Raw genomic sequence first — 22,769 nt, forward strand, 5'->3', positions numbered from 1 at the left:
CGGATCAGCGCGTCGGGTCTTCGCCGCGGGTGAGGTCGTCCCAGCTGTCGATGGCGGTGTCCTTGTCGACGACCCCTGTGCCCGGTGTGCTCTCGCCGTCAGCGGCGGCGCGAGCCTCCGCGTCGTCCGACACCTCGGAGGACGGTTCGCCGTCCGCCTCGCCGTCGAGGAGCAGCGCCGTGCCCTCCTGGTCTTCGAAGCGCGTCTGATACTTGCGCGACGTGCCCGGCCAGAGCCGGTTGGTCAGCACGACGGCTGCGCTCGCGAGCACCAGTACGACGCCCCCCGCCACCGCGACGCCCGGCCAAGGCTCGGTGGTGACGGAGTCGACCAGCCGCGCGATCGACGACGCCCCCGCGACGCCGGTCGCCGTTGTGATGGTCGCAGACGATGCGCGCAGCGCGTCGGCCAGTGCGCTGATCGAGGAGATCAGAACGGAGGCGCCGAGCAGCAGCCCGAGCAGCGCGAGGACGATGCGGAACACCGGTCCTGCGATGGCGAGCGCCGCCGTGAGCGCGAGGCCGGCGAGCGACAGCGCCGTGAGCGCAGGCGCAGCGGCCGACCCTGCGACCGCCAGCGTCGCCGTGTGGTCTGCGACGTCGGTCAGGTGCACCGTGAACCAGGTCTGCGTCGACGCGAGCAGGGCGAGCAGGCTGCCGACCACGACGGCGAGCAGCGTCAGGTACTTGGCCCTGCGGGAGACGCGGCGCACGGCCGTAGCGTCAGTCTGCTCGCTCACCGGTCACCCGCCTCATCGCGTTGGCGACGGCGACCGCGCGCAGCGGAGCAGCCGCCTTGTTCTGCGACTCCTCGAACTCGCTCTGCGGCACGGAATCGGCGACGAGGCCGCCGCCGGCCTGCACGCGTGCGACGCCGTCCATGATGGTCGCCGTGCGGATCGCGATGGCGAGGTCGGCGTCCCCGGAGAACCCGAAGTAGCCGATCACCCCGCCGTAGACGCCGCGCTGCGCGGGCTCCAGCTCGTCGATGATCTCGAGCGCCCTCGGCTTCGGTGCGCCGGAGAGCGTGCCGGCAGGGAATGTGGCGCGGAACACATCCACTGCCGTCCTCCCTGGCAGCACGTCGCCCTCGACGGACGACACGATGTGCATGATGTGGCTGAACCGCTCGACGCGCATGAACTCCGTCACCTCGACGGAACCGGCGGCGCACACCTTGAGCAGGTCGTTGCGCGCCAGGTCGACGAGCATCAGGTGCTCCGCGCGCTCCTTGTCGTCCGCGAGCAGCGATGTCTCCAGCTCCAGATCCTCCTCCGGCGACGCGCCTCTCGGGCGGGAGCCTGCGATCGGATGCGTGAACGCGCGCCCGTTCTGCACTTTGAACAGCGCCTCGGGAGACGAGCCGACGATGGAGTACTCCCCTCCGTCCGGCCGCTCCAGCGCGAGCAGGTACATGTACGGGCTCGGGTTCAGCGAGCGCAGCACCCGGTACACGTCGAGCGGAGCGGCTTCGCACTCCAGCTCGAAGCGCTGCGAGATGACGACCTGGAAGATGTCGCCGTCGACGATGCGGGTCTTGGCGGTCTCGACGGCCGCGAGGAAGTCGTTCTTCGCCGTGCGGGACACCGGGTGCGCCGGCGTGCCGAGGTCGACCTGCGCCAGCCACGCCTCCGACGGCTGGGCGAGGCCCTCCTGCATCGCATCGAGCCTGCGCTGCGCCGCGTCCCACATCGTGTCGGCGTCGTCGGTGCCGTCGTTCAGCACCGTCGCGATGAGCTGCACGGTGCCGTAGCGGTGGTCGATGGCGACGAGGTCGGAGCAGAACGCGAGTGCCTGACCGGGGATGTCGTAGTCGGCGGGCGGCTGGTGCGGCAGCCGCTCGATCTGCCGGATCGCCTCCCAGCCGATGAAGCCGACCAGGCCGCCGGTCAGCGGGGGCAGGCCGGGGATGCGCGGGGTCTGCCACCGCGCATACATGGCGGCGAGAGCTTCCAGTGGCGGCAGGTCGGCCGAGGACCCGATGGCGCGCTCGGCAGGGATGCCGTAGTCGAGCCAGCGGACAGCATCCCCCTGCTGGGTGAGCACGCCGAACGACGAGACGCCGACGAACGAGAAGCGGGACCAGATGCCGCCCTGCTCGGCCGATTCGAGCAGGAAGGTGCCAGGACGGCCAGCGGCGAGCTTGCGGTAGATGCCGACCGGCGTCTCCCCGTCCGCGAACAGCTCGCGGACGACGGGCACGACGCGGTGGTCGGCGAGCAGCTCTGCGAAGCCGTCGCGGGTGGTGGAGCTGGTGACGGTGTCGATCACGAATCCTCCGTTTGACTCGCTTCGACGTGACCGACGACGGGTGAGAGCTGGTCGGCGTCGAAGCAGGTGCGGGTTCCAGTGTGGCAGGCTGCGCCGATCTGCTCGACGGTCACCAGCAGGGTGTCGCCGTCGCAGTCGAGAGCAGCGCCCTTGACGTATTGCGCGTGGCCGGACGTGTCGCCTTTGCGCCAGTACTCCTGCCGGGAGCGGGACCAGAACGTGACGCGGCCTTCCGTGAGGGTGCGGCCGAGTGCTTCGGCGTCCATCCAGCCCATCATCAGGACCTCTTTGGTGTCCCACTGCTGGATGATCGCCGGCACAAGGCCGTCGCCGTTGAAGGCGACGCGCTCGATGATGGCGGGATCCACTCTGCTCGTGCTCTGTTCGCTCATGCTCTGATCTCCAGTCCGGCGCGGACGAGCTCGTCCTTCACGTCGCCGATCGTCATCTCGCCGGAGTGGAAAACGCTCGCGGCGAGCACGGCGTCCGCCCCTGCCTCCACGGCGGGGACGAAGTCGGTCACTTTCCCCGCCCCGCCAGACGCGATCACGGGCACGCTGCTGATGCCGCGCATCAGCCGGATGAGTTCGGTGTCGAACCCTTCCTTGGTGCCGTCCGCGTCGATCGAGTTGACCAGCAGTTCGCCCGCGCCCAGTCCGATCGCCCGCTCAGCCCACTCCAGGGCGTCGAGGTCCGTCTCCGTGCGTCCTCCGTGGGTCGTGACGACGAAACCGGATGCGGTGGCCGCCGACCGCTTGACGTCGAGCGAGAGCACGAGCACCTGCGCGCCGAACCGGTCGGCGATCTCGGAGACCAGCTCCGGCCGGGCGATGGCCGCGGAGTTGACTCCGATCTTGTCCGCGCCGCTCGCCAGCAGCTTCGCCACATCCTCTGCGCTGCGCACGCCGCCGCCCACCGTCAGCGGGATGAAGACCTGCTCGGCCGTCGCGCGCACCACGTCGTAGGTGGTCGCCCGGTTGTCGACCGTCGCCGTGACGTCGAGGAAGGTGAGCTCGTCCGCCCCCTGCTCGTAGTAGCGGCGGGCGAGCGCGACGGGATCGCCTGCGTCACGCAGGTTCTGGAAGTTGACGCCCTTGACGACGCGGCCGTCTGCCACGTCCAGACACGGGATGACCCTGACCGCGACGGACATCAGATCCGCGCAGCGTGGATCGACGTGACGAGGATGGCGCGCGCGCCCAGCTCGTACAGCGCATCCATGATGTGGTTGGTCTGGTCGCGCTTGATCATGACGCGCACCGCCAGCCAGTCCGGCTCGCCGAGCGGGGAGACGGTCGGCGACTCGACGCCGGGGGTGAGCGCAACAGCCCTGTCGAGCAGGACGGCAGGCAGGTTGTAGTCGATCAGCACGTACTGGCGCGCGACCATCACGCCCTGCAGGCGGCGCAGGAGCGTGTCGACGCCGGCAGCGGGCGACGCGGACGAGATGAGCACCGCCTCGGACTCCAGGATGACGGGTCCGAAGATCTCCAGGCCCTGCTTGCGCAGCGTGGTGCCGGTCTCGACCACGTCGGCCACCGCGTCTGCGACACCGAGCCGCACAGCGGACTCCACCGCGCCGTCGAGCTTGATCAGGGTGGTGGATGCGATACCGTTCTCCGCCAGGAACGCCCCGACCAGACCGGGGTAGCTGGTGGCGACGCGCTTGCCGTCGAGGTCGGCCAGCTCGGAGAACGAACCGGTCGGCCCGGCGAACCGGAACGTGGATGCGGCGAAGTCGAGCGCGGCGATCTCGCCGGCGGTCGAACCGGAGTCGAGCAGCAGGTCGCGCCCGGTGATGCCGACGTCGAGCGCGCCGGAGCCGACGTAGGTCGCGATGTCGCGCGGCCGCAGGTAGAAGAACTCGACGTCGTTGCGGGCGTCGGTGACGATCAGCTCTTTGGGGTCGCGGCGGCCGACGTAGCCGGCCTCGTGCAGCATCTGCGCCGCGGTCTCGGAGAGGGAGCCTTTGTTGGGAACGGCGATCTTCAGCATGGGTGGTCTTTCGTGTACGAGGGGACGATCAGGACGCGGGGGTGCCGGTCACAGATGTCGGTACACGTCGGCCGGGCTGAGACCCTTCGCGATGAGCAGCACCTGGAGGTGGTAGAGCAGCTGCGAGATCTCCTCGGCGGTCTCCTCGTCCGACTGGTACTCGGCGGCCATCCAGACCTCGGCCGCCTCCTCCACGATCTTCTTTCCGATGGCGTGCACGCCAGCATCCAGCTCACGGACCGTGCCGGAACCCTCCGGGCGGGTCGCAGCCTTCTCGCTGAGCTCGGCGAAGAGGTCGTCGAAGGTTTTCACGATTACAGGCTACTAGCTCGCGAACGCGCCGCCGGACATCGGGGATGTGACGGAGACGGTCCGCTGGATGTCGAGCAGTCGATCGGCGGCAGCCGCAAGCGCGCCCCGGATGCGCTCGACGCGGTCCGCGTCGCCCGAACCTGGCGGTCAGCACCGGCAGCCTGGCCGTGTCGTTCTCTTCGTGACCTCGTCAGCGGCTGACGTGGATGTGCTGCGCCGCCGTGTCGCGGAGCAGCGCGATCTGCCGCTCGGTGTTCTCCGCACGGAACACGCTGGAGCCCGCCACGAATGTGTCGGCGCCGTTCTCGGCCGCGATCACGATCGTCTCCTCGGTGATGCCGCCGTCGACCTGCAGCCACACGTCGGCGCCCGTCGCGTCGACGGCGGAGCGCAGCCGCGCGAGCTTCGGCATCGTCTCCGCCATGAACGACTGGCCGCCGAAGCCTGGCTCCACGGTCATCACGAGCACCTGGTCGAACTCCGGGAGCAGGCCGAGGTAGTCGTCGACCGGCGTGCCTGGCTTCAGCGCGATGCCGGCGCGGGCGCCGATCGCGCGGAGCCGCCTGGCGAGCCGCACCGGATCGGCCGCCGCCTCCGCGTGGAAGGTCACGGAGTACGCGCCGAGCTCGGCGTATCCCGGCGCCCACCGGTCGGGATCGTCGATCATCAGGTGCACGTCGAGCGGGATGGCCGACACATCCTGGATGCGCCCCACCATCTGCGGCCCGAACGTCAGGTTCGGCACGAAGTGGTTGTCCATCACGTCTACGTGCACGAGGTCGGCCGTCGCGATGCGGCCAAGGTCGCGCTCCAGGTTGACGAAGTCGGCGGCGAGAATGCTGGGGTTGATCCGGGGTGGCATGCCTCCAGCCTACAAAGCCGGCACGCCGCCGACCGTCACGCCGGTCAGCGCTTCTCGAGCAGAGCGACGAACATCGCGTCCGTGCCGTGCCGATGCGGCCAGAGCTGCGCCGCCAGGCCGTCGCCGGCGAGGTCGAGCCGTTCGGACGCGAGCGCCTGGAGCACGGCGGGCGTGTCGACGGCAGCGATGTCGTCGTGCGCATCAAGCGCCGCACTGACGATCCCCCGCGTCTCCGCGATGTGCGGCGAGCAGGTCACGTATGCGATCAGCCCGCCCGGCTTCAGCGCCGCGATGGCCGCGTCGAGCAGTCGCGCCTGGAGGCCCGTCAGCTCTGCGACGTCGCGCGGCGTCTTGCGCCAGCGCGCCTCAGGGCGGCGGCGCAGCGCGCCGAGGCCGGTGCACGGCGCATCCAGCAGGATGCGGTCGAAATGCTCCGAGTGCGTCTCTCCGATGGTCGTACCGTCCAGCTCCCACACCTCCACGGGCTCCGGCACGGCGGCCAGCGCCCGGCGCACGAGCTCGGCGCGGGCGGGGACGACCTCGTTCGCGGTCAGCGTCGCGCCCCCGAGGCGGGCTTCTGCGGCCAGCAGCGCCGCCTTTCCTCCCGGTCCGGCGCAGAGGTCGAGCCACCGCTCGCCCTGCACGATCGGGCGCGCCCTGCTGAGGGCGAGCGCTGCGAGCTGCGAGCCCTCGTCCTGCACGCGCAGCCTGCCGTCCGCGCCCTCGACGCGAGCCTGCGGGTCCCCGCCGCCCGCGGTGAAGCCCACGGGAGAGAACCGGTCGGCTGTCGCGTCGTCCGGCAGCTCGGCCAGCCCGGGAAGGGCGACGAGGTTGACGCGGGGGGCTGCGTTGTCCGCGTTCAGCAGGTCGGTGAGCTCCGCCTCCCTGCCCTCCGCATCCAGCGCACGGCGGAAGGCGCGCACGATCCAGACGGGATGCGATGTCAGCGCCGACAGCTCCTGGTCTGCGCCCTTCGCGTCCGCAAGGATGCGCTGCCGCCACTCCTCCGGGCTGTGCCGCCCGATCTCGCGCAGGACACCGTTCGTGAAGCCGGTCGCGGAGCGGGAGCCGACGGAGCGCGCGAGCGCCACGGACTCGTTGACGGCCGCGTGCGGCGCGACCCTGGTCGAGAGCAGCTGGTGCGCGCCGAGGCGCAGCACGTCCAGGATCGGCGGGTCGATGCGGTCGACGGGGCGGCCGGCAGCCCTGGCGATCACGAGGTCGTAGTAGCCCTGCATCCGGAGCGTGCCGTATGTCAGCTCGGTGGCGAGGCCGGCATCCCCCTGGTTGAGCCCAGCGCGGGCGATCCTGGTGGGCAGCAGCAGGTTGGCGTACGCGTCCGAATCGCGCACCGCGGCGATCACGTCGTATGCGACCCGGCGCGCCGGCTGCACGTGGCCGCCCTGGTTCCTGTTCCTGTCGTTCATCGCAGCACCAGCTCGCTTCCCGTGGGGAGACCTCGCCACCAGTCGGCGGCGGCCATCGCCTTCTTGCCTGCCGGCTGCACGGTCAGCAGTTCCAGTGGATGCGTTCCCGTCCCCACCACGACGCGCTTGCCCTGAAGCGCGACGGCACCCGCCGGAAGGGGGTCCGCATCCGCCACCTGGCGCGCGGCGATGAGCTTGAACCGGTCGTCGCCGAGCATGGCGAATGCGCCAGGCTCAGGGGTCACCCCGCGCAGCCGGGCGTACACGGCGTCGGCGGGCTGACCGAAGTCGAGGTGGGCGTCCGCGAGCGACAGCTTCGGGGCGAGGGTGACGTCGCCGGTCTGCTCGACGGCGACGGCCGTGCCGGAGGCCAGCGCATCCACGGTGCCTGCCAGCAGCTCTGCGCCCGACTGCGAGAGCGCGTCCAGCACGTCGCCGGCCGTCTCGTCCGCGCCGATCGGCCTGGTCAGCTCCGAGAACACCGCTCCGGCGTCGAGCTCTGGCACGAGCTGGAACACCGCGGCGCCGGTGACCTCGTCGCCCGCGATCACGGCGTGCTGCACGGGCGCGGCGCCCCGCCAGGCCGGCAGCAGGGAGAAGTGCAGGTTGACCCAGCCTAGCCGTGGCGTCGACAGCAGCGGCTCGCGCACCAGGCCGCCGTACGCGACGATCACGCCCAGCTCCGGGGCCAGAGCGCGGATGCGCTCTGTGACGGACTCGTCGAGCCTGTTCGCCTTGATCGTCTCGATGCCCAGCTCCTCTGCGGCAGCCGCGACGGGCGACGGGGTGAGCACGCGCTTGCGCCCCAGCTCGGCGTCGCGCCTGGTGAGCACGGCCACGACCTCGTGCCGCTCCGCCAGGAGCCTCAGCGCGGGAACGGCGACCACGGGCGTGCCGGCGAACACCAGCCTCATCCGGCGATCTCCCGGCTGGTGGGCGTGGACGGCACTCGCTGCATGACAGGTTCTTTCGGTCGACTTCGGCGGTCGCGCGCTCCGCGACCACCGTCGATCCTACCGGCCCGAGTTCCGGCGTTCCCTGGTCGAACGACGCCCTCCACCGCGGATGCAGAGCTGGTCAGATGATGTCGGGATCGTCGAACTGCACGCGCAGCGTCGGCGCAGGGCGGAACCCGGTCTTCCCCGCCGGCGCCTTGCGCCGCTTGCTCGCGTTCCGCACGATGGCGCCGCGCACGGCGGTCGCGACGTCCTGCCCCTTCGCGTACTCGAAGCGAAGAATCGCGCGCACCGTCGCGTCGTCGACGGTCGCCGGGCCGAGCACGTCGATCAGCAGCGCAGGGTCCACGGCCGCGACGGCGGCGTCCACCACGTCCGGCGCTCCGGCGATCGAGGCGAGCCGCACGGCGGGAGGGAAGTGCAGTGCGCGGCGGTCGGCAAGCTCCGCGTGCGCGAACTCGGCGACGCGGCCTGTCGCAAAGTCCCGGGCGAGGCCGCCGGAGACGCCGACGAGCACGGTCGGGGCTCCGGGGGCGGCGAGTCCTGCCGCGTTGGTCCACCAGCGCAGGCAGTCCTCCGCGACGCCGAGCGTCTCCCTGGCGAGCATCCGCTCACCGTCGAGCAGCAGCACGGCACGGTAGCCGCCCGCCGCGACGGGTTCCGCGCCGCGCGTCGCCACGACGATGGCGCGCGCGTCGGGGACGGACTGCACGGGATGCTCGCCGTCCGCCACGATCACCCGCACGCCGGGGAACGCGCGGCCAAGCTCCTCCGCCGTTCGGCCGGAGCCCAGCGTGACCAGTCGGAATCTGTCGTGCTCGCAGTGGTCGCAGTGCCAGTTGGTCGCGAGAGCACCGCACCAGCCGCAGGACGGGACGCCGCCGGCCCTCCGCTGGCCGAGCGGTCCCGTGCAGCGGTTGCAGCGCGCGGCCTGACCGCACTTCGCGCAGGCGATCTGAGGCGCGTACCCCGGTCGCGCCACCTGGATGAGGACGGGACCCGCCGGGGTCATCTCGTCGCCCTCCAGCGCGGCACGCGCCGTCCTCCACGCCACTGACGGGATGCGCGCCGCCCGCGCGACAGGCTCCTCCGCCGTCTGGTTGGCGCTCAGGATGACCTTCGGCCAGACAGCACGCTCCGGGTCGACGGCCCGCAGCCAGCCGAGCTCGACCAGCCGTTGCGCCTCGACGCTCCGGATGCGCCCGGCCAGCACGAGCGCCCCTCCCTGCTGTTCCTGCCGCACCAGCGCCGCATCCCTGGTGTGGATGTACGGGGCCTGCCTGGCCGCGTGCAGCGGGTCTCCGTCGTTCCAGACGATCAGCAGCCCGAGATCGTCGGCCGGGGCGTACACCGCCGACTGGCTGCCGATCACGATGCGCGGACCGGACAGCGCCCCGAGGAACGCCTTGTAGCGCTCGGAGTCGGTCTGCCTGCCGTCGACGCGCACGACAGCGTCGGCCGGAGCGAGCGCGACCAGGGTCGCGGCGAGCTGATCGAGGTCGCGATAGTCCGGCACGGCGATGATGGCCGACTTCCCCGAAGCCCAGCAGGCAACGGCCGCCCCGGCGAGCGTCACGGCCCACTGGCCGACCCACTCGCCCTCCGGCGTGCGCACCACGCCGGGCATGGTGCGCAGTGCCACCCGCTCCCCCGCGGCGATCGCCGATTCGAGCAGGCCGTCGCCGTAGCCGCCGATCGGCGCGACGGACGGGCGCGCCGACGCGGACGCGTGCGCCTCCCGGCCGGCCTCCCGGCCGGCCTCCTGGGCGGTCAGCCACGCCTTCTCCACCCGCACGGAACGCGGGGGAACAGCGAACCGCAGGATGTCGTTGGCCGTCCCAGCGCTCCGGTCGGCGAGCTTGCGCGCCAGCGCCCACACCGCGGGGGTCAGCACCCGCGCCGTCGAGACCACCTGGTCGATCGGCGTCAACTCGCCCTCGAAGTCGATCTGCTCGCGCGGAAGCACCTCGACCACATACCCGGACACCATCCTGGCGCCGGTACGCAGGGGCACCTTGACCCGCACCCCGGGATGCACGTCGGCGTCGAGCGCGTCCGGCACCCCGTAGTCGAACAGGTGATCGAGCTGGGGAAGCGCCGAGTCGATCACGATGCGGGCGACCCGGCCGGCCGCCGCCACCGTCAGAGACCTGCGGCCGACCGCAGGTCGTCGACGCGGTCCAGACGCTCCCAGGTGAAGTCGGGGAGCTCACGGCCGAAGTGGCCGTACGTCGCGGTCTGCGCGTAGATCGGGCGCAGCAGGTCCAGGTCGCGGATGATCGCGGCTGGGCGCAGGTCGAAGACCTCACGGATGGCCTCGATGATGCGCTCCTCCGGCACCCTGCCCGTGCCGAACGTCTCGACGTACAGGCCGACGGGCGCCGCCTTGCCGATCGCGTACGCGATCTGCACCTCGAGGCGGTCGGCGAACCCGGCGGCCACGGCGTTCTTCGCCACCCAGCGCATCGCGTACGCCGCCGAGCGATCCACCTTCGACGGGTCCTTGCCGGAGAACGCACCGCCGCCGTGACGACTGGCTCCCCCGTAGGTGTCCACGATGATCTTGCGCCCGGTGAGCCCGGCGTCGCCCTTCGGGCCGCCGATCTCGAACCGGCCGGTCGGGTTGATGAGGGTGCGCACGTGAGCGGACTCGAGCCCTGCCTCGTGCAGCACGGGGGCGATGATCTCCTCGATCACCTCGGCCTGCAGCCGCTCGTTCGTCACGCTCGGCGCGTGCTGGGTGGAGAGCACGACGGTCTGCACCGACTTCGGGACGATGCCCTCGTAGCCGATGGTCACCTGCGTCTTGCCGTCCGGGCGGAGGTAGTCGAGCGTGCCGTCCTTGCGCACGGCGGCCAGACGCTCGGAGAGCCGGTGGGCGAGCCAGATCGGCAACGGCATGTACTGCGGCGTCTCGGTGGTCGCGTAGCCGAACATGATGCCCTGGTCGCCTGCGCCCTGACGGTCGAGGTCGTCGCTGCTCTGCTCCGCGCGGGTCTCCAGCGCGTCGTCGACGCCCTGGGCGATGTCGGGAGACTGCGCGCCGATCGACACGGACACTCCGCACTGTGTTCCGTCGAAGCTCACGTCGGACGAGTCGTAGCCGATCTCGACCAGCTTGGCGCGCACGAGGGCGGGGATCTCGACGTAGCCCTTCGTGGTCACCTCACCCGCCACGTGCACGAGGCCGGTGGTCACGAGGGTCTCGACGGCGACGCGGCTGTGCGGGTCGACGGTCAGGAGCGCATCCAGGATGCTGTCGGAGATCTGGTCACAGATCTTGTCCGGGTGGCCTTCCGTGACCGATTCGGACGTGAAGAGGCGCAGATCTGCCATTGTTCTCCCTAGTCGGATAGTGGCTGCTCGGACGGTGTCCGAGACTCGTCAGGCGATGACGTCGAGAATACGATCGGCCACCGACAGCTTGCTCCCCGAGGCCTCCATCACTATATCGCCGCCCCGTCGGAGGACCACGACTTCATTGCTGTCCGTTGCGAAACCCTGTGACCAGCCCACCTGGTTGATCACCAGGAAGTCGCTGCCCTTCGACGCGAGCTTGCCTCGGCCGAGCTCGATCAGGGCGGACGGGTCCGGCTCGGTCTCCGCTGCGAAGCCGACGACGACCTGCCCGTCCCGCTTAGCGGATGACAGACCGGCGAGGATGTCAGGGTTGGCGACCAGTTCGAGCGTGAGGGTGTCACCCTCGGCCGACTTCTTGATCTTGGAGTCGCGCACCTCGGCAGGACGGTAGTCGGCGACGGCGGCGGTCATCACGATGACGTCAGCTGCACGGGCCGCCTCCGTGACGGCCTCCTGCAGTTCGAGGGCGGTCTGGACCTCGATCAACTCGACGCCCTCCGGCGGCTCCACCTCGAGGTGGGCCGCGATCAGCACCACCTGCGCGCCGCGCGCCTGCGCAGCGCTCGCGATGGCGACGCCCTGGCGGCCGCTCGACCTGTTGCCGAGGAAGCGCACGGGATCGAGCGGCTCCCTGGTGCCTCCCGCGGTGACGACGACGCGCTTGCCCGCCAGGTCGTCTCCGCCACGCGGGCGCCTGGCGGCCTCGTTGGCCCTGCGGCGCTCGGAGAGGACCACGATGTCGGCGCCGGATGCGCCTGCAACACCGGATGCGGCGGATGCTGCGGGAGCCGGAGCATCCTGCGCGGGCTCTGCTGGCGCATCCGCTGCTGCCGCACGCTCGGGATGCGCGCCGACAGCGGCCAGCGCCTCCCGCACGATCACGGCCGGCTCCTCCATCCGGCCGGGACCGGAGTCCTTGCCGGTGAGCTGTCCGCTCGCCGGGCCCACGACCGTGACGCCGCGCGAGCGCAGCGTGGCGATGTTCGCGACGGTCGCCTGGTTGCGCCACATCTCGGTGTGCATCGCCGGGGCGATGACGAGAGGCGCCGTGCTCGCGAGCACGGTGTTGCCGAGCAGGTCGTCGGCGAGACCGGCCGCGAGCTTGGCGATGGTGTTCGCCGTCGCCGGGGCGATGACGATGAGGTCGGCTGACTGGCCGATGGCCACGTGCCGCACCTCGGCGACGCCCTCATAGAGGTCGGTCGCGACCGGATTGCGGCTGATCGCCTCCAGCGTCGGGCGCCCGACGAAGCGCAGGGCCGCCTCGGTGGCGACCACGTGCACCGAGTGCCCTTCGAGCACCAGAGAACGGATGACGCCGACGGCCTTGTACGCGGCGATGCCGCCGGTGACTCCGACGACGATGGTCAATCGTGCGCTCACGGCACCCTCCCCTTCAGCGACCCGGCCGCGATGGGCCGGGCCGGGCGCTGACGCTGTCGTTACTCGACGATCGGCTTGATGGTGAGCTTGTCCTCGTTGATCTCGTGCAGTGCGACGGACAGCGGCTTGTCGTCGACCGACGAGTCGACAAGCGGTCCGACGTTGTCGAACAGGCTGCCCTCGTGCAGGTCGGCGTAGTAGTCGTTGATCTGGCGGGCGCGCTTGGAGGCGAAGATGACCAGAGCGTACTTGGACTCGACCTTGGCGAGAACGTCGTCGATGGGCGGGTCGATGATGCCCTTGTTGCTGAGTGCCATGCGTGTAGTGCTCCTTGCAGGTTGTCGATCAGTGGTGGTCGCAGGCGGCGACGGCGTCGAAAGGACGCGACGAAAACGGTCTACGGGCGCGACGGCGCCGCGCGGATATTCATCAAGTCTACGACCTCGCGCGCCGCATCGGCCACGTCGGTGTTCACGACGCGGTGGTCGAACTCGTCCTGAGCGGCCAATTCGACCTTCGCCGTCTCGAGTCTGCGCTGCTGCTCCGCCGGCTCCTCCGTGCCGCGGCCGATGAGCCTGCGGACCAGCTCCTCCCAGGTGGGAGGGAGCAGGAAGATCAGCCGGGCCTCCGGCATCGCGGCGCGAACGCTGCGCGCGCCCTGCAGGTCGATCTCGAGCAGGACGCTCTTGCCCTCCTCGAGCGCACGCTCGATCGGCTTGCGCGGCGTGCCGTAGCGATACGCGTTGTGCACGGTGGCGTACTCGAGCAGTTCGCCCTCCGCGATCATGCGGTCGAACTCCGCGTCGTCGACGAAGTAGTAATTGACGCCGTCGACCTCGCCTGGGCGCGGAGCGCGCGTGGTCGCAGAGACCGAGAGCAGCACGTCCGGGTAGTTCTCGCGGATGTAGGTGGACACCGTCCCCTTGCCGACCGCTGTCGGCCCGGCGAGCACGACGAGGTGGTTCTTCAGGCGACCGGCCTTCGCCTCCCTGTCGATCAGGTAGTCGCGCAGCCGCAGGCGCTGGTGCCTGCCGAGGCCGCCGAGACGCTTGGCGGGAGAGATGGCCAGGGTGCGCAACGCATCCTGCATCTTGGTGGTGCCGATCGCGGGAACGCTGAGCAGGAACTCTGTGACCCGCAGCCGGCCCTCGACGCCGTCCGGCTCGGCGGTTGCGCGGTCGAGCACGGTGAGCGGCGAAAGCTCCTGACGGGCGATGGCGGCCTTGACGGCCGCACGCGCGCGGCGAGCGGCGACGGCGGCCTGCGAGGCTGCCGCGCGGTCCACTTCCGGAGGCGCTGGGCGAAGGGATGCCGTGCCGTTCTCCGACGTGCTGCGCTCTGCTGTGCCGTGCTCCGACGTGCCCGGCTCAGCCATGGTTCTCCCGCACCTCGTCCGTGCGGCGTGCGATGGCGTCGGCGAGCCCCGCCGGACCTGCGCCGAGCAGCCCCCGTGACTCGCTGACGATCACACCACCGGCGAACGAGCCGAACAGCCGGGCGGCGTCCTGCACCTTCGCGCCCTGGTGACCGAAGCCGGGAGCGAGCACGGGCGTGGCGTTGACGCCGGGCGCTGCCGCGATGTCGATGCCGAAGGCCGGGAGATCGAGGGTCGCGCCGAGCACGAGCCCGACCGATCCGAATGCGCTGGGCGGCTGCGCCTGATTGAACGATTGCACGTCTTCGATGATCGCACGCGCGACGGTGCTCCCCGCACGCGGCCCGTCCTGCACGATCGCCTTCTGGATGGCGGCGGCCTCCGGATTCGACGTGGCGGCGAGCGCGAACAGGCCTTTGCCGTTCGCCTCCGCGAGTCGCATCGGGTCGTCGATCGAGCCGACGCCCTGGAACGCCGCGATGGTCATCGCGTCCGCCTCCAGCGGCGCGCCTGGCGTGAGCCACGCCTCGGCGTACGCCGTGACGCTGGTGCCGATGTCTCCGCGCTTCGCATCGGCGATCACGAGCAGCCCCGCGGCGCGCGCCGCCCCGATCACCTCTTCGAGGGCGGCGTATCCCGCGGAGCCGTATCGCTCGAAGAACGCCACCTGCGGCTTCACGATGCCGGCGCGCCCCGTCGCCGCCTCGACCACCGCGAGGCCGAAGGCGCGCACGCCGGAGGCCGAGGCGGGAAGGCCCCAGCTCTCCAGCAGGTGCGCGTGCGGGTCGATGCCGACGCACAGGCGTCCGCGTTCCGCGAAGACTCCGGCGAGCCGGTCACCGAAGCTCACGCGCGGGCTGCCCTCTCCACCGCGTACTGCTGCAGCGACTTCACGTCGAAGCCTTCGCGGATCGCGTCCACGGAGGCGACAGCGGCGCTGAGCTCCGCGATGGTGGTGAACAGGGGCTTGTCCCCCGCCACCGCCGCCGCGCGGATCTCGTAGCCGTCCGCGCGAGCAGACCGGCCGCTCGGAGTGTTGATGACCACATCCACCTCGTTGCGGTTGATCAGGTCGACGATGGACGGCGCATCCACGTTCTCGGTCTCGCTGAACTTGCGGACGACGCGCGCGGCGATGCCGTTGCGGTTGAGCACCTCGGCCGTTCCCTCCGTCGCGAGGATCTCGAAGCCGAGCTCGCGCAGCCGCAGCACCGGGAGCACGATCGAGCGCTTGTCGCGGTCGGAGACCGAGACGAAGGCGGTTCCGCCGAGCGGCATCCCGCCGTACGCGGCCGACTGGCTCTTGGCGAACGCACGCGGGAAGTCCTTGTCGATGCCCATGACCTCGCCGGTGGAGCGCATCTCCGGGCCGAGGACGGAGTCGACGACGTTGCCCTCCTTGGTGCGGAAGCGCTTGAAAGGAAGCACGGCCTCCTTGACGGCGACAGGCGAGTCCATCGGGATGACCGACCCGTCCTGCGCGGGAAGCAGGCCCTCGGCGATCAGCCCGGCGACCGTGTCGCCCACCATGATGCGCGATGCCGCCTTGGCGAGCGGGATGCCGAGCGCCTTCGACACGAACGGCACGGTGCGGGACGCCCGCGGGTTCGCCTCCAGCACGTAGAGCACGCCGGCGCCGATCGCGAACTGCACGTTCAGCAGGCCGCGCACGCCGATGCCCTCCGCGATCTTCAGCGTCGCGTCGCGCACGCGATCGATCTCACGGCGGCCGAGCGTGATCGGAGGCAGGGTGCAGCTCGAGTCGCCCGAGTGGATGCCCGCCTCCTCGATGTGCTCCATCACGCCGCCGATGTACAGGTTCTCTCCGTCGTACAGGGCGTCGACGTCGATCTCGATCGCGTCGTCGAGGAAGCGGTCGACCAGCAGCGGATGCGCAGGGCCGACGATGCCCTGACCGGCGACGCGCTCGAAGTAGTCGGCGAGCGACGGGCTGTCGTAGACGATCTCCATGCCGCGGCCGCCGAGCACGTAGCTCGGGCGAACGAGCACCGGGTAGCCGATCTGCTCGGCCACCTGCACAGCGCCGGGGAAGTCGAACGCTGTGCCGTTGCGCGGGGCGAGGAGGCCGGCGTTCTCCAGGATCTCGGCGAACAGGCCGCGCTCCTCCGCCAGGTCGATCGCCTCCGGCGTCGTGCCGAGGATCGGGACGCCGGCGGCCTCGAGGCCCTTCGCGAGCCCGAGTGCTGTCTGGCCGCCGAGCTGCACGACGACGCCGACCAGCTCGCCGGTCTGGCTCTCCGCGTGGATGACCTCCAGCACGTCCTCCAGCGTCAGCGGCTCGAAGTAGAGCCTGTCGCTGGTGTCGTAGTCGGTCGAGACCGTCTCCGGGTTGCAGTTGATCATGATGGTCTCGAACCCGGCGTCGCTCAGCGCGAACGATGCGTGCACGCAGGAGTAGTCGAACTCGACGCCCTGACCGATGCGGTTCGGGCCCGAGCCGAGGATGACGACCTTGCGGCGGTCGCTCGGCTCCACCTCGGTCTCCAGGTCGTAGCTGGAGTAGTGGTACGGCGTGAGCGCGGGGAACTCGCCGGCGCAGGTGTCGACCGTCTTGTAGACGGGACGCACCCCCAGGATGTGGCGGATCTCGCGCACGTCCGCCTCGCCGAAGCCGCGGAGCTGACCGATCTGCGCGTCGGAGAAGCCGTGGTCCTTCGCATCCCGCAGCGTGTCGGTGTCCAGGGTCTCTGCCGTGCGGATCTGCTCGGCCACCTCGTTGATGAGGACGATCTGGTCGACGAACCACGGGTCGATCTTGGTGGCATCGAAGACCTGCTCCGGCGTCGCGCCGAGGCGGAGCGCCTGCTGCACGTCCACGATGCGGCCGTCCGTCGGCGTCTGGATGCTCGTGAGCAGCTCCTCCACCGTGCGGTTCTCCGGCCCCCAGTGGAACGACGATCCGCGCTTCTCCAGGGAGCGGAGCGCCTTCTGCAGCGCGCTCGTGAAGCTGCGGCCGATGGCCATCGCCTCTCCGACCGACTTCATGGTGGTGGTCAGCGTCGGGTCGGCGGCGGGGAACTTCTCGAACGCGAACCGCGGCACCTTCACGACCACGTAGTCGAGCGTCGGCTCGAAGCTCGCGGGGGTGACCTTGGTGATGTCGTTCGGGATCTCGTCCAGGCGGTAGCCGATGGCGAGCTTTGCGGCGATCTTCGCGATCGGGAAGCCGGTCGCCTTCGACGCGAGAGCAGACGAGCGGGAGACGCGCGGGTTCATCTCGATGACGATGATGCGACCGTCCGCCGGGTCCACCGCGAACTGGATGTTGCATCCACCGGTGTCGACGCCGACGGCGCGGATGATGTCGATGCCGATGTCGCGCAGCTTCTGGTATTCGCGGTCGGTCAGGGTGAGAGCAGGGGCGACCGTGATCGAGTCTCCGGTGTGAACGCCGACGGGGTCCACGTTCTCGATCGAGCAGACGACCACCGTGTTGTCCGCGGTGTCGCGCATCAGCTCGAGCTCGTACTCCTTCCAGCCGAGGATGGACTCCTCCAGGAGCACCTCGCTTGTCGGACTCTGGTGGATGCCGTCGCCGACGATGCGGCGCAGCTCCTGCTCGGTGTATGCGAAGCCCGAGCCGAGACCGCCCATCGTGAACGACGGACGGACGACGAGCGGGTAGCCGAGGTCCTCGGCGAACGCGACGGCCTCCTCGACCGTGTGCGCGATGTGCGAGCGGGCCACCTCTGCGCCCGCCTCGATGACGAGGTCCTTGAAGATCTGGCGGTCCTCGCCCTTCTGGATCGCCTCGAACTTGGCGCCGATCAGCTCGACGTTGTACTTCTCCAGGATGCCGTGCTCGTGCAGCTGGATGGCCGCGTTGAGAGCGGTCTGGCCGCCCAGGGTCGGCAGGATCGCATCCGGCTTCTCCTTGGCGATGATGGTCTCGATGACCTCCCAGGTGATCGGCTCGACGTACGTGGCGTCTGCGAAGTCCGGGTCGGTCATGATCGTGGCCGGGTTCGAGTTCACCAGGATGACGCGCACGCCCTCCTCGCGGAGCACCCGGCACGCCTGGGTGCCCGAGTAGTCGAACTCGCAGGCCTGCCCGATGACGATCGGGCCGGAGCCGATGACCAGGACGGAATTGATGTCGGAACGCTTCGGCATTACTCGGACTCTCCCTGCGGTGCGGTTGCGCCGTTCTCCCGAGCAGTGATCATGTCGAGGAAGCGGTCGAAGAGGTAGTTGGCGTCGTGGGGCCCTGCGGCCGCCTCCGGGTGGTACTGCACGCTGAACGCGTTCAGGTCGAGGCAGTTCAGCCCCTCCACCACGTTGTCGTTGAGGCTGAAGTGGCTGACCTCCACCTTGCCGAATCCGGCCGGGGAGTCGAAGATGCCCTCGATGGGCGCATCCACGGCGAAACCGTGGTTCTGCGCGGTGATCTCGACCCTGCCCGTGCGCTTGTCAAGGACCGGCTGGTTGATGCCGCGGTGCCCGAACGGCAGCTTGTACGTGCCGAGGCCGAGGGCGCGGCCGAGGAGCTGGTTGCCGAAGCAGATGCCGAAGTACGGGATGCCTGCCCTCAGCACCTCCTGCAGCAGCGCGACGTGCTTGCCGGACGCCTGCGGGTCGCCTGGGCCGTTCGAGAAGAACAGGGCGGACGGCTGGAGTTCGAGCACATCCCGTGCCGTGACCATCTGCGGCAGCACGTGCACGTCGAGGCCGCGGGCCGCGAGGTTCTCGAGCGTCGACTTCTTGACGCCGAGGTCAAGGACGGCGACGGAGCCGACCCTCTCCCCCACCGCCGGCACCGTGAACGGCTCCGGCGTCGAGACCTCTGCCGACAGGTTCGTGCCGGCCATCTTCGCCGTGGAGCGCACGAGTTCGAGCTGCTCGCCGTCGGTGAGGTCGAAGTCCTCACCGGAGAAGATGCCGGAGCGCATCGCGCCGGCCGACCGGATGTGCCTGGTCACCGCGCGGGTGTCGATCCCGCTGATGCCGACGACACCCTGGGCGACCAGATCGTCGTCGAGGCTGCGCTGGGCGCGGAAGTTCGACACGATGCGGCTTGGCTCGCGCACCACGTACCCGGCGACCCAGATCTGACGGGACTCCATGTCCTCGTCGTTCGTGCCCGTGTTGCCGATGTGCGGGGCCGTCATCAGGACGATCTGCCCCGCGTAGCTCGGGTCGGTCAGCGTCTCCTGATATCCGGTCATGCCGGTGGAGAACACCGCCTCGCCGAAGGTGCGGCCGACAGCGCCGTACGCGCGGCCGACATAGCGGGTTCCGTCTTCGAGGACGAGGACGGCTGGGTTCTGCTGCGCCACGTCACACCTCACTTTCCGTGCTGGTTCCCGCCTGAGACCCGGCGGGGAGAATGGATTCGACCGCGCCGACGATCGGCGCCCGGTCGGCAGGGTCGACGACCCGGAAGAAGCTGTCGGCCGCCGCGCCACCGCTGGTGGTCCAGGACAGCCGGAGCAGGCCGTCCTTCTCGACGACGCGGTCGATGGCGGTGGTCGCCGCCCCGAGGCCGCTGATCGCGGACACCGGGACGTAGACGGGCTGCTCGCCGGTGACGGCGATGGTCACGCCGTCCGCTGCGACGCTCACCGTCGCCTTGCCGCGGAAGGAGAGGCCGGGGAGCGCCAGGCGCTCCAGGTGCTCTCCACCCTTGGTGGTGGCGACGTAGAAGCTCTCAGCGGTCGCGATCGGCTGCGCCGGAGCTTCGCCCCGTGCATCCGTTCGGGCCGCGTAGCCGCCGCCCGCCGGTCGGTCACGTCGCACGCGTCGTCGCCAGCCCCAGACGATCAGCAGGAGCGCGACGACCAGGACGGCCGCGACGACCAGGGTGGGGACGAGCTTATCCACGCAGTGCCTCCTCGTGCTTTCCGGCGAATGCTCTGGCTCGAGCGGCGACCTCGTCCACGGCTGCCACGACGCCGTCGAGGACGGTCGGGTATCCGTGGTGGAAGGTCGCGACGACGCGGCCGGGCAGCGTCATCGACAGATACGGCGAGTTGACGCCCTTCCCGGCGAGGTCGCCGGTCGAGAACGAACGGGATGCGGTCGGGTCGTAGAGCGTGAACTCCGCCGGGGCTCCCGCCTCGATCGGCCCGCCGTGACCGGCCAGCCGTCCGATGCGCGCCGGCGTCTGCGAGAGCACGCGGGCGACGTCCGCCCAGTCGAGCATCCCGTTCTGGACGACGGAGGCGTGCACCACGGAGAGCGCCGATTCGAGGCCGACCATGCCGAACGCCGCTGCGTCCCACTCGCAGTCCTTCGCCTCGACCGGATGCGGGGCGTGGTCGGTGGCGACGATGTCGATCGTCCCGTCGGCGAGGCCGGCGCGAAGCGCCTCGACGTCCTCTGCGCGGCGCAACGGCGGGTTCACCTTGAACCGCGCGTCGTAGCCGGTGGCCAGCTCCTCGGTGAGGATCAGGTGGTGCGGCGTGACCTCTGCGGTCACGTCGATGCCGCGCGCCTTCGCCCAGCGGATCACGTCCACCGAGCCGGCGGTGGAGACGTGGCAGACGTGCAGGCGGGAGCCGACGTGCTCGGCCAGGAGCACATCCCTGGCGATGATCGACTCCTCCGCCACCGCAGGCCAGCCGGCGAGGCCGAGCTCGCCGGACAGCGCTCCCTCGTTCATCTGCGCGCCGATGGTCAGCCGCGGCTCCTGCGCGTGCTGCGCGATCACGCCGTCGAACGCCTTGACGTATTCGAGCGCCCTGCGCATCAGCAGCGGGTCGGAGACGCACTTGCCGTCGTCCGAGAACACCCGCACCCGTGCCCGGGAGTCGGCCATCGCGCCGAGCTCGGCGAGCCGCTCGCCTTCGAGGCCGACGGTGACAGCGCCGATCGGGCGGACCGTCGCGTAGCCGGCCGCGTCGCCGAGGCTGAGCACCTGCTCGACCACTCCGGCCGTGTCGGCCACCGGCGAGGTGTTCGCCATGGCGAACACCGAGGTGAACCCGCCTGCCGCCGCAGCCCGCGTGCCGGTCAGCACGGTCTCGCTCTGCTCGTAGCCCGGCTCCCGCAGGTGGGTGTGCAGGTCGACCAGGCCGGGCAGGGCGATCAGCCCGTCGGCGTCGACGACCGTCGCGCCGGCGGAGGACAGGCCGCTGCCGACTTCCGCGATCCTGCCGCCGTCGACCAGCAGGTCGGTGCGCGACCCATCGGCGAGCGTCGCGCCCTCGATCAGATACTTCTCGTTCAAGCTACGTCCTCCCGATCTCCACCGGACAGCAGGAGGTACAGAGCGGCCATTCGCACGGAAACCCCGTTGGCCACCTGTTCCCTGACCGTCGAGCGGGGCGAATCCGCCGCCGCCGCCGAAATCTCCAGACCCCGATTCATCGGACCGGGGTGCATGACAATGCTACCGGTGCCGAGCCTGGCCAGTCGTTCGTCGTCCAGCCCCCAGCGGCGCGCGTACTCCCTGGTGTTCGGGAAGAACGCAGCATTCATCCGTTCGGCCTGGATGCGCAGCATCATGACCACGTCGGGGTTCGCGTCGATGGCGGCGTCGAGGTCGTAGCCGATCCGCGCCGGCCAGCCGGACGCATCCACCGGCAGCAGCGTCGGCGGCGCGATGAGCGTCACGTCTGCGCCCAGCGTCTTCAGCAGCCAGACGTTCGAGCGCGCGACCCTCGAGTGCAGGATGTCGCCGACGATCGTCACCGTCACACCGTCGAGGTCGCGGCCACGGGATGCTGCACCGTGCAGCCTGCGCCGCATGGTGAACGCGTCGAGCAGCGCCTGGGTCGGGTGCTCGTGCATCCCGTCGCCCGCGTTGACGATGCCGGCGTCGATCCATCCGCTGGTCGCCAGGGTCTGCGGCGCACCGGATGCACTGTGCCGCACCACGACGGCGTCGGCGCCCATCGCGGCGAGCGTCTGGGCCGTGTCTTTCAGGCTCTCGCCCTTCGAGACGCTCGATCCCTTCGCGCTGAAATTGATCACGTCGGCGGAGAGCCGCTTGGCCGCCGCCTCGAACGAGATGCGGGTGCGGGTCGAATCCTCGAAGAAGAGGTTCACGACGGTCTTGCCGCGCAGGGTGGGCAGCTTCTTGACCTCGCGCTCCTGCACGTCTGCCATGTCCTCGGCAACGTCCAGGATGCGGATGGCCTCGTCGCGCCCGAGCGTGCGGGTGGAGAGGAGGTGCCTCATGCGCCTGCCTCCGATCCGTGCTCGGCGGGGGCGGCTGACGTGTCGGTGTCGGTGTCGGTGCCTGCGTCGGTGTCGGCCAGACCGTCCTCGATGGTCACGGCCTCGTCTCCGTCGATCTCCGTCAGCAGCACGTTGATGCGTTCCGACGCGGCCGACGGCAGGTTCTTGCCGACGAAGTCCGCCCGGATCGGGAGCTCGCGGTGGCCGCGGTCGACCAGCACGGCCAGCCGCACAGCACGCGGCCTGCCCAGGTCGCTCAGCGCATCCAAGGCCGCCCGGATCGTGCGCCCCGAGTACAGCACGTCGTCGACCAGCACGACGGTCTTGCCGTCGATGCTGCCCGGCAGCGACGTCGGCGCCGGCGTGCGCGTCGGGTTCCGGGAGAGATCGTCGCGATACATCGTCACGTCGAGCGCGCCGACGAGCTCGGCCGTCGAGGCGACGGCCTGCGGCTCGATCCGCTGGATGTTCTCCGCGATCCTCTGCGCGAGGACGACGCCTCGGGTGGGGATGCCCAGAATGATGAGATCGTTCGTACCCCGGTTGGACTCCAGGATCTCGTGGGAGATCCGAGTCAACGCCCGGGTGATGTCAGCGTGTTGCAGCACTGTTCGCACTGTCATGCCGACCTCCTTCCCCGCCTCACTGGACGGCTGTTAAAGGATGTCTACCGCGAACGAGCATAGC

21 protein-coding genes are annotated in these 22,769 nt (G+C 70.3%); all 21 read right to left on the bottom strand.

Annotated features, from left to right (window positions below; translation table 11 throughout):
- Positions 1-4 precede the first annotated feature (4 nt).
- The gene (locus ACIRCZ_RS04770; RefSeq protein ID WP_402850190.1) at positions 5-739 is read right to left on the bottom strand and encodes a Trp biosynthesis-associated membrane protein; all 735 of its coding nucleotides are present in this window, start codon (positions 737-739) and stop codon (positions 5-7) included.
- Positions 723-2,270 carry an anthranilate synthase component I gene (locus ACIRCZ_RS04775; protein ID WP_402850193.1) on the bottom strand — a complete coding sequence of 516 codons (1,548 nt, stop codon included), beginning with the start codon at positions 2,268-2,270 and terminating at the stop codon, positions 723-725. Before ACIRCZ_RS04775 ends, ACIRCZ_RS04770 begins: the two co-directional genes overlap by 17 nt.
- Positions 2,267-2,662: a phosphoribosyl-AMP cyclohydrolase gene (hisI, locus tag ACIRCZ_RS04780; RefSeq protein ID WP_055894109.1), complete on the bottom strand. Its 396-nt coding sequence runs from the start codon at positions 2,660-2,662 to the stop codon at positions 2,267-2,269. The genes ACIRCZ_RS04775 and hisI overlap by 4 nt, the downstream gene beginning before the upstream one ends.
- The gene (hisF, locus tag ACIRCZ_RS04785) at positions 2,659-3,423 is read right to left on the bottom strand and encodes an imidazole glycerol phosphate synthase subunit HisF (protein WP_055894111.1); all 765 of its coding nucleotides are present in this window, start codon (positions 3,421-3,423) and stop codon (positions 2,659-2,661) included. The genes hisI and hisF overlap by 4 nt, the downstream gene beginning before the upstream one ends.
- A complete protein-coding gene (gene hisG, locus ACIRCZ_RS04790) occupies positions 3,423-4,265 on the bottom strand; it encodes an ATP phosphoribosyltransferase (protein WP_055894114.1) in 843 nt (280 codons plus the stop codon). The genes hisF and hisG overlap by 1 nt, the downstream gene beginning before the upstream one ends.
- A gap of 48 nt (positions 4,266-4,313) precedes the next feature.
- Positions 4,314-4,577, bottom strand: a complete 264-nt coding sequence (locus ACIRCZ_RS04795; RefSeq protein WP_055894116.1) for a phosphoribosyl-ATP diphosphatase — start codon at positions 4,575-4,577, stop codon at positions 4,314-4,316.
- A gap of 190 nt (positions 4,578-4,767) precedes the next feature.
- Positions 4,768-5,439, bottom strand: coding sequence for a ribulose-phosphate 3-epimerase (gene rpe, locus ACIRCZ_RS04800; RefSeq protein WP_055894117.1), 672 nt, complete (start codon positions 5,437-5,439; stop codon positions 4,768-4,770).
- Between the two features lie 44 nt (positions 5,440-5,483).
- The gene (locus tag ACIRCZ_RS04805) at positions 5,484-6,866 is read right to left on the bottom strand and encodes an RsmB/NOP family class I SAM-dependent RNA methyltransferase (protein ID WP_402850200.1); all 1,383 of its coding nucleotides are present in this window, start codon (positions 6,864-6,866) and stop codon (positions 5,484-5,486) included.
- Complete coding sequence (fmt, locus tag ACIRCZ_RS04810; protein ID WP_402850203.1) at positions 6,863-7,780, bottom strand: methionyl-tRNA formyltransferase; 918 nt, start codon at positions 7,778-7,780, stop codon at positions 6,863-6,865. The genes ACIRCZ_RS04805 and fmt overlap by 4 nt, the downstream gene beginning before the upstream one ends.
- Positions 7,781-7,943: 163 nt before the next feature.
- The gene (locus tag ACIRCZ_RS04815; RefSeq protein ID WP_402850206.1) at positions 7,944-9,962 is read right to left on the bottom strand and encodes a primosomal protein N'; all 2,019 of its coding nucleotides are present in this window, start codon (positions 9,960-9,962) and stop codon (positions 7,944-7,946) included.
- A gap of 2 nt (positions 9,963-9,964) precedes the next feature.
- Positions 9,965-11,158 (bottom strand): methionine adenosyltransferase, encoded by a 1,194-nt coding sequence (gene metK, locus ACIRCZ_RS04820; RefSeq protein WP_055894126.1) that lies wholly within the window; start codon positions 11,156-11,158, stop codon positions 9,965-9,967.
- 48 nt (positions 11,159-11,206) lie between these two features.
- On the bottom strand, positions 11,207-12,553 hold the full coding sequence (locus ACIRCZ_RS04825) for a phosphopantothenate--cysteine ligase family flavoprotein (protein WP_055894127.1): 1,347 nt from the start codon (positions 12,551-12,553) through the stop codon (positions 11,207-11,209).
- Positions 12,554-12,624: 71 nt separating this feature from the next.
- Complete coding sequence (rpoZ, locus tag ACIRCZ_RS04830) at positions 12,625-12,882, bottom strand: DNA-directed RNA polymerase subunit omega (protein ID WP_055894129.1); 258 nt, start codon at positions 12,880-12,882, stop codon at positions 12,625-12,627.
- 80 nt (positions 12,883-12,962) lie between these two features.
- A complete protein-coding gene (gene gmk, locus ACIRCZ_RS04835) occupies positions 12,963-13,940 on the bottom strand; it encodes a guanylate kinase (RefSeq protein ID WP_402850211.1) in 978 nt (325 codons plus the stop codon).
- Positions 13,933-14,790 carry an orotidine-5'-phosphate decarboxylase gene (gene pyrF, locus ACIRCZ_RS04840; RefSeq protein ID WP_402850214.1) on the bottom strand — a complete coding sequence of 286 codons (858 nt, stop codon included), beginning with the start codon at positions 14,788-14,790 and terminating at the stop codon, positions 13,933-13,935. The genes gmk and pyrF overlap by 8 nt, the downstream gene beginning before the upstream one ends.
- A complete protein-coding gene (gene carB / locus ACIRCZ_RS04845; RefSeq protein ID WP_055894140.1) occupies positions 14,787-18,074 on the bottom strand; it encodes a carbamoyl-phosphate synthase large subunit in 3,288 nt (1,095 codons plus the stop codon). The genes pyrF and carB overlap by 4 nt, the downstream gene beginning before the upstream one ends.
- Entirely contained in the window at positions 18,074-19,237 is a 1,164-nt protein-coding gene (gene carA / locus ACIRCZ_RS04850; protein ID WP_402850219.1) for a glutamine-hydrolyzing carbamoyl-phosphate synthase small subunit, read from the bottom strand. The genes carB and carA overlap by 1 nt, the downstream gene beginning before the upstream one ends.
- Position 19,238: 1 nt before the next feature.
- A complete protein-coding gene (locus tag ACIRCZ_RS04855; RefSeq protein ID WP_402850222.1) occupies positions 19,239-19,781 on the bottom strand; it encodes a hypothetical protein in 543 nt (180 codons plus the stop codon).
- Entirely contained in the window at positions 19,774-21,129 is a 1,356-nt protein-coding gene (locus ACIRCZ_RS04860; protein ID WP_402850225.1) for a dihydroorotase, read from the bottom strand. The genes ACIRCZ_RS04855 and ACIRCZ_RS04860 overlap by 8 nt, the downstream gene beginning before the upstream one ends.
- Entirely contained in the window at positions 21,126-22,082 is a 957-nt protein-coding gene (locus ACIRCZ_RS04865; protein ID WP_402850228.1) for an aspartate carbamoyltransferase catalytic subunit, read from the bottom strand. The genes ACIRCZ_RS04860 and ACIRCZ_RS04865 overlap by 4 nt, the downstream gene beginning before the upstream one ends.
- Positions 22,079-22,705 carry a bifunctional pyr operon transcriptional regulator/uracil phosphoribosyltransferase PyrR gene (pyrR, locus tag ACIRCZ_RS04870; protein WP_402850231.1) on the bottom strand — a complete coding sequence of 209 codons (627 nt, stop codon included), beginning with the start codon at positions 22,703-22,705 and terminating at the stop codon, positions 22,079-22,081. Before pyrR ends, ACIRCZ_RS04865 begins: the two co-directional genes overlap by 4 nt.
- Positions 22,706-22,769 lie beyond the last annotated feature (64 nt).

Source organism: Leifsonia sp. NPDC102414 (assembly GCF_044765685.1).
GTDB lineage: Bacteria > Actinomycetota > Actinomycetes > Actinomycetales > Microbacteriaceae > Leifsonia.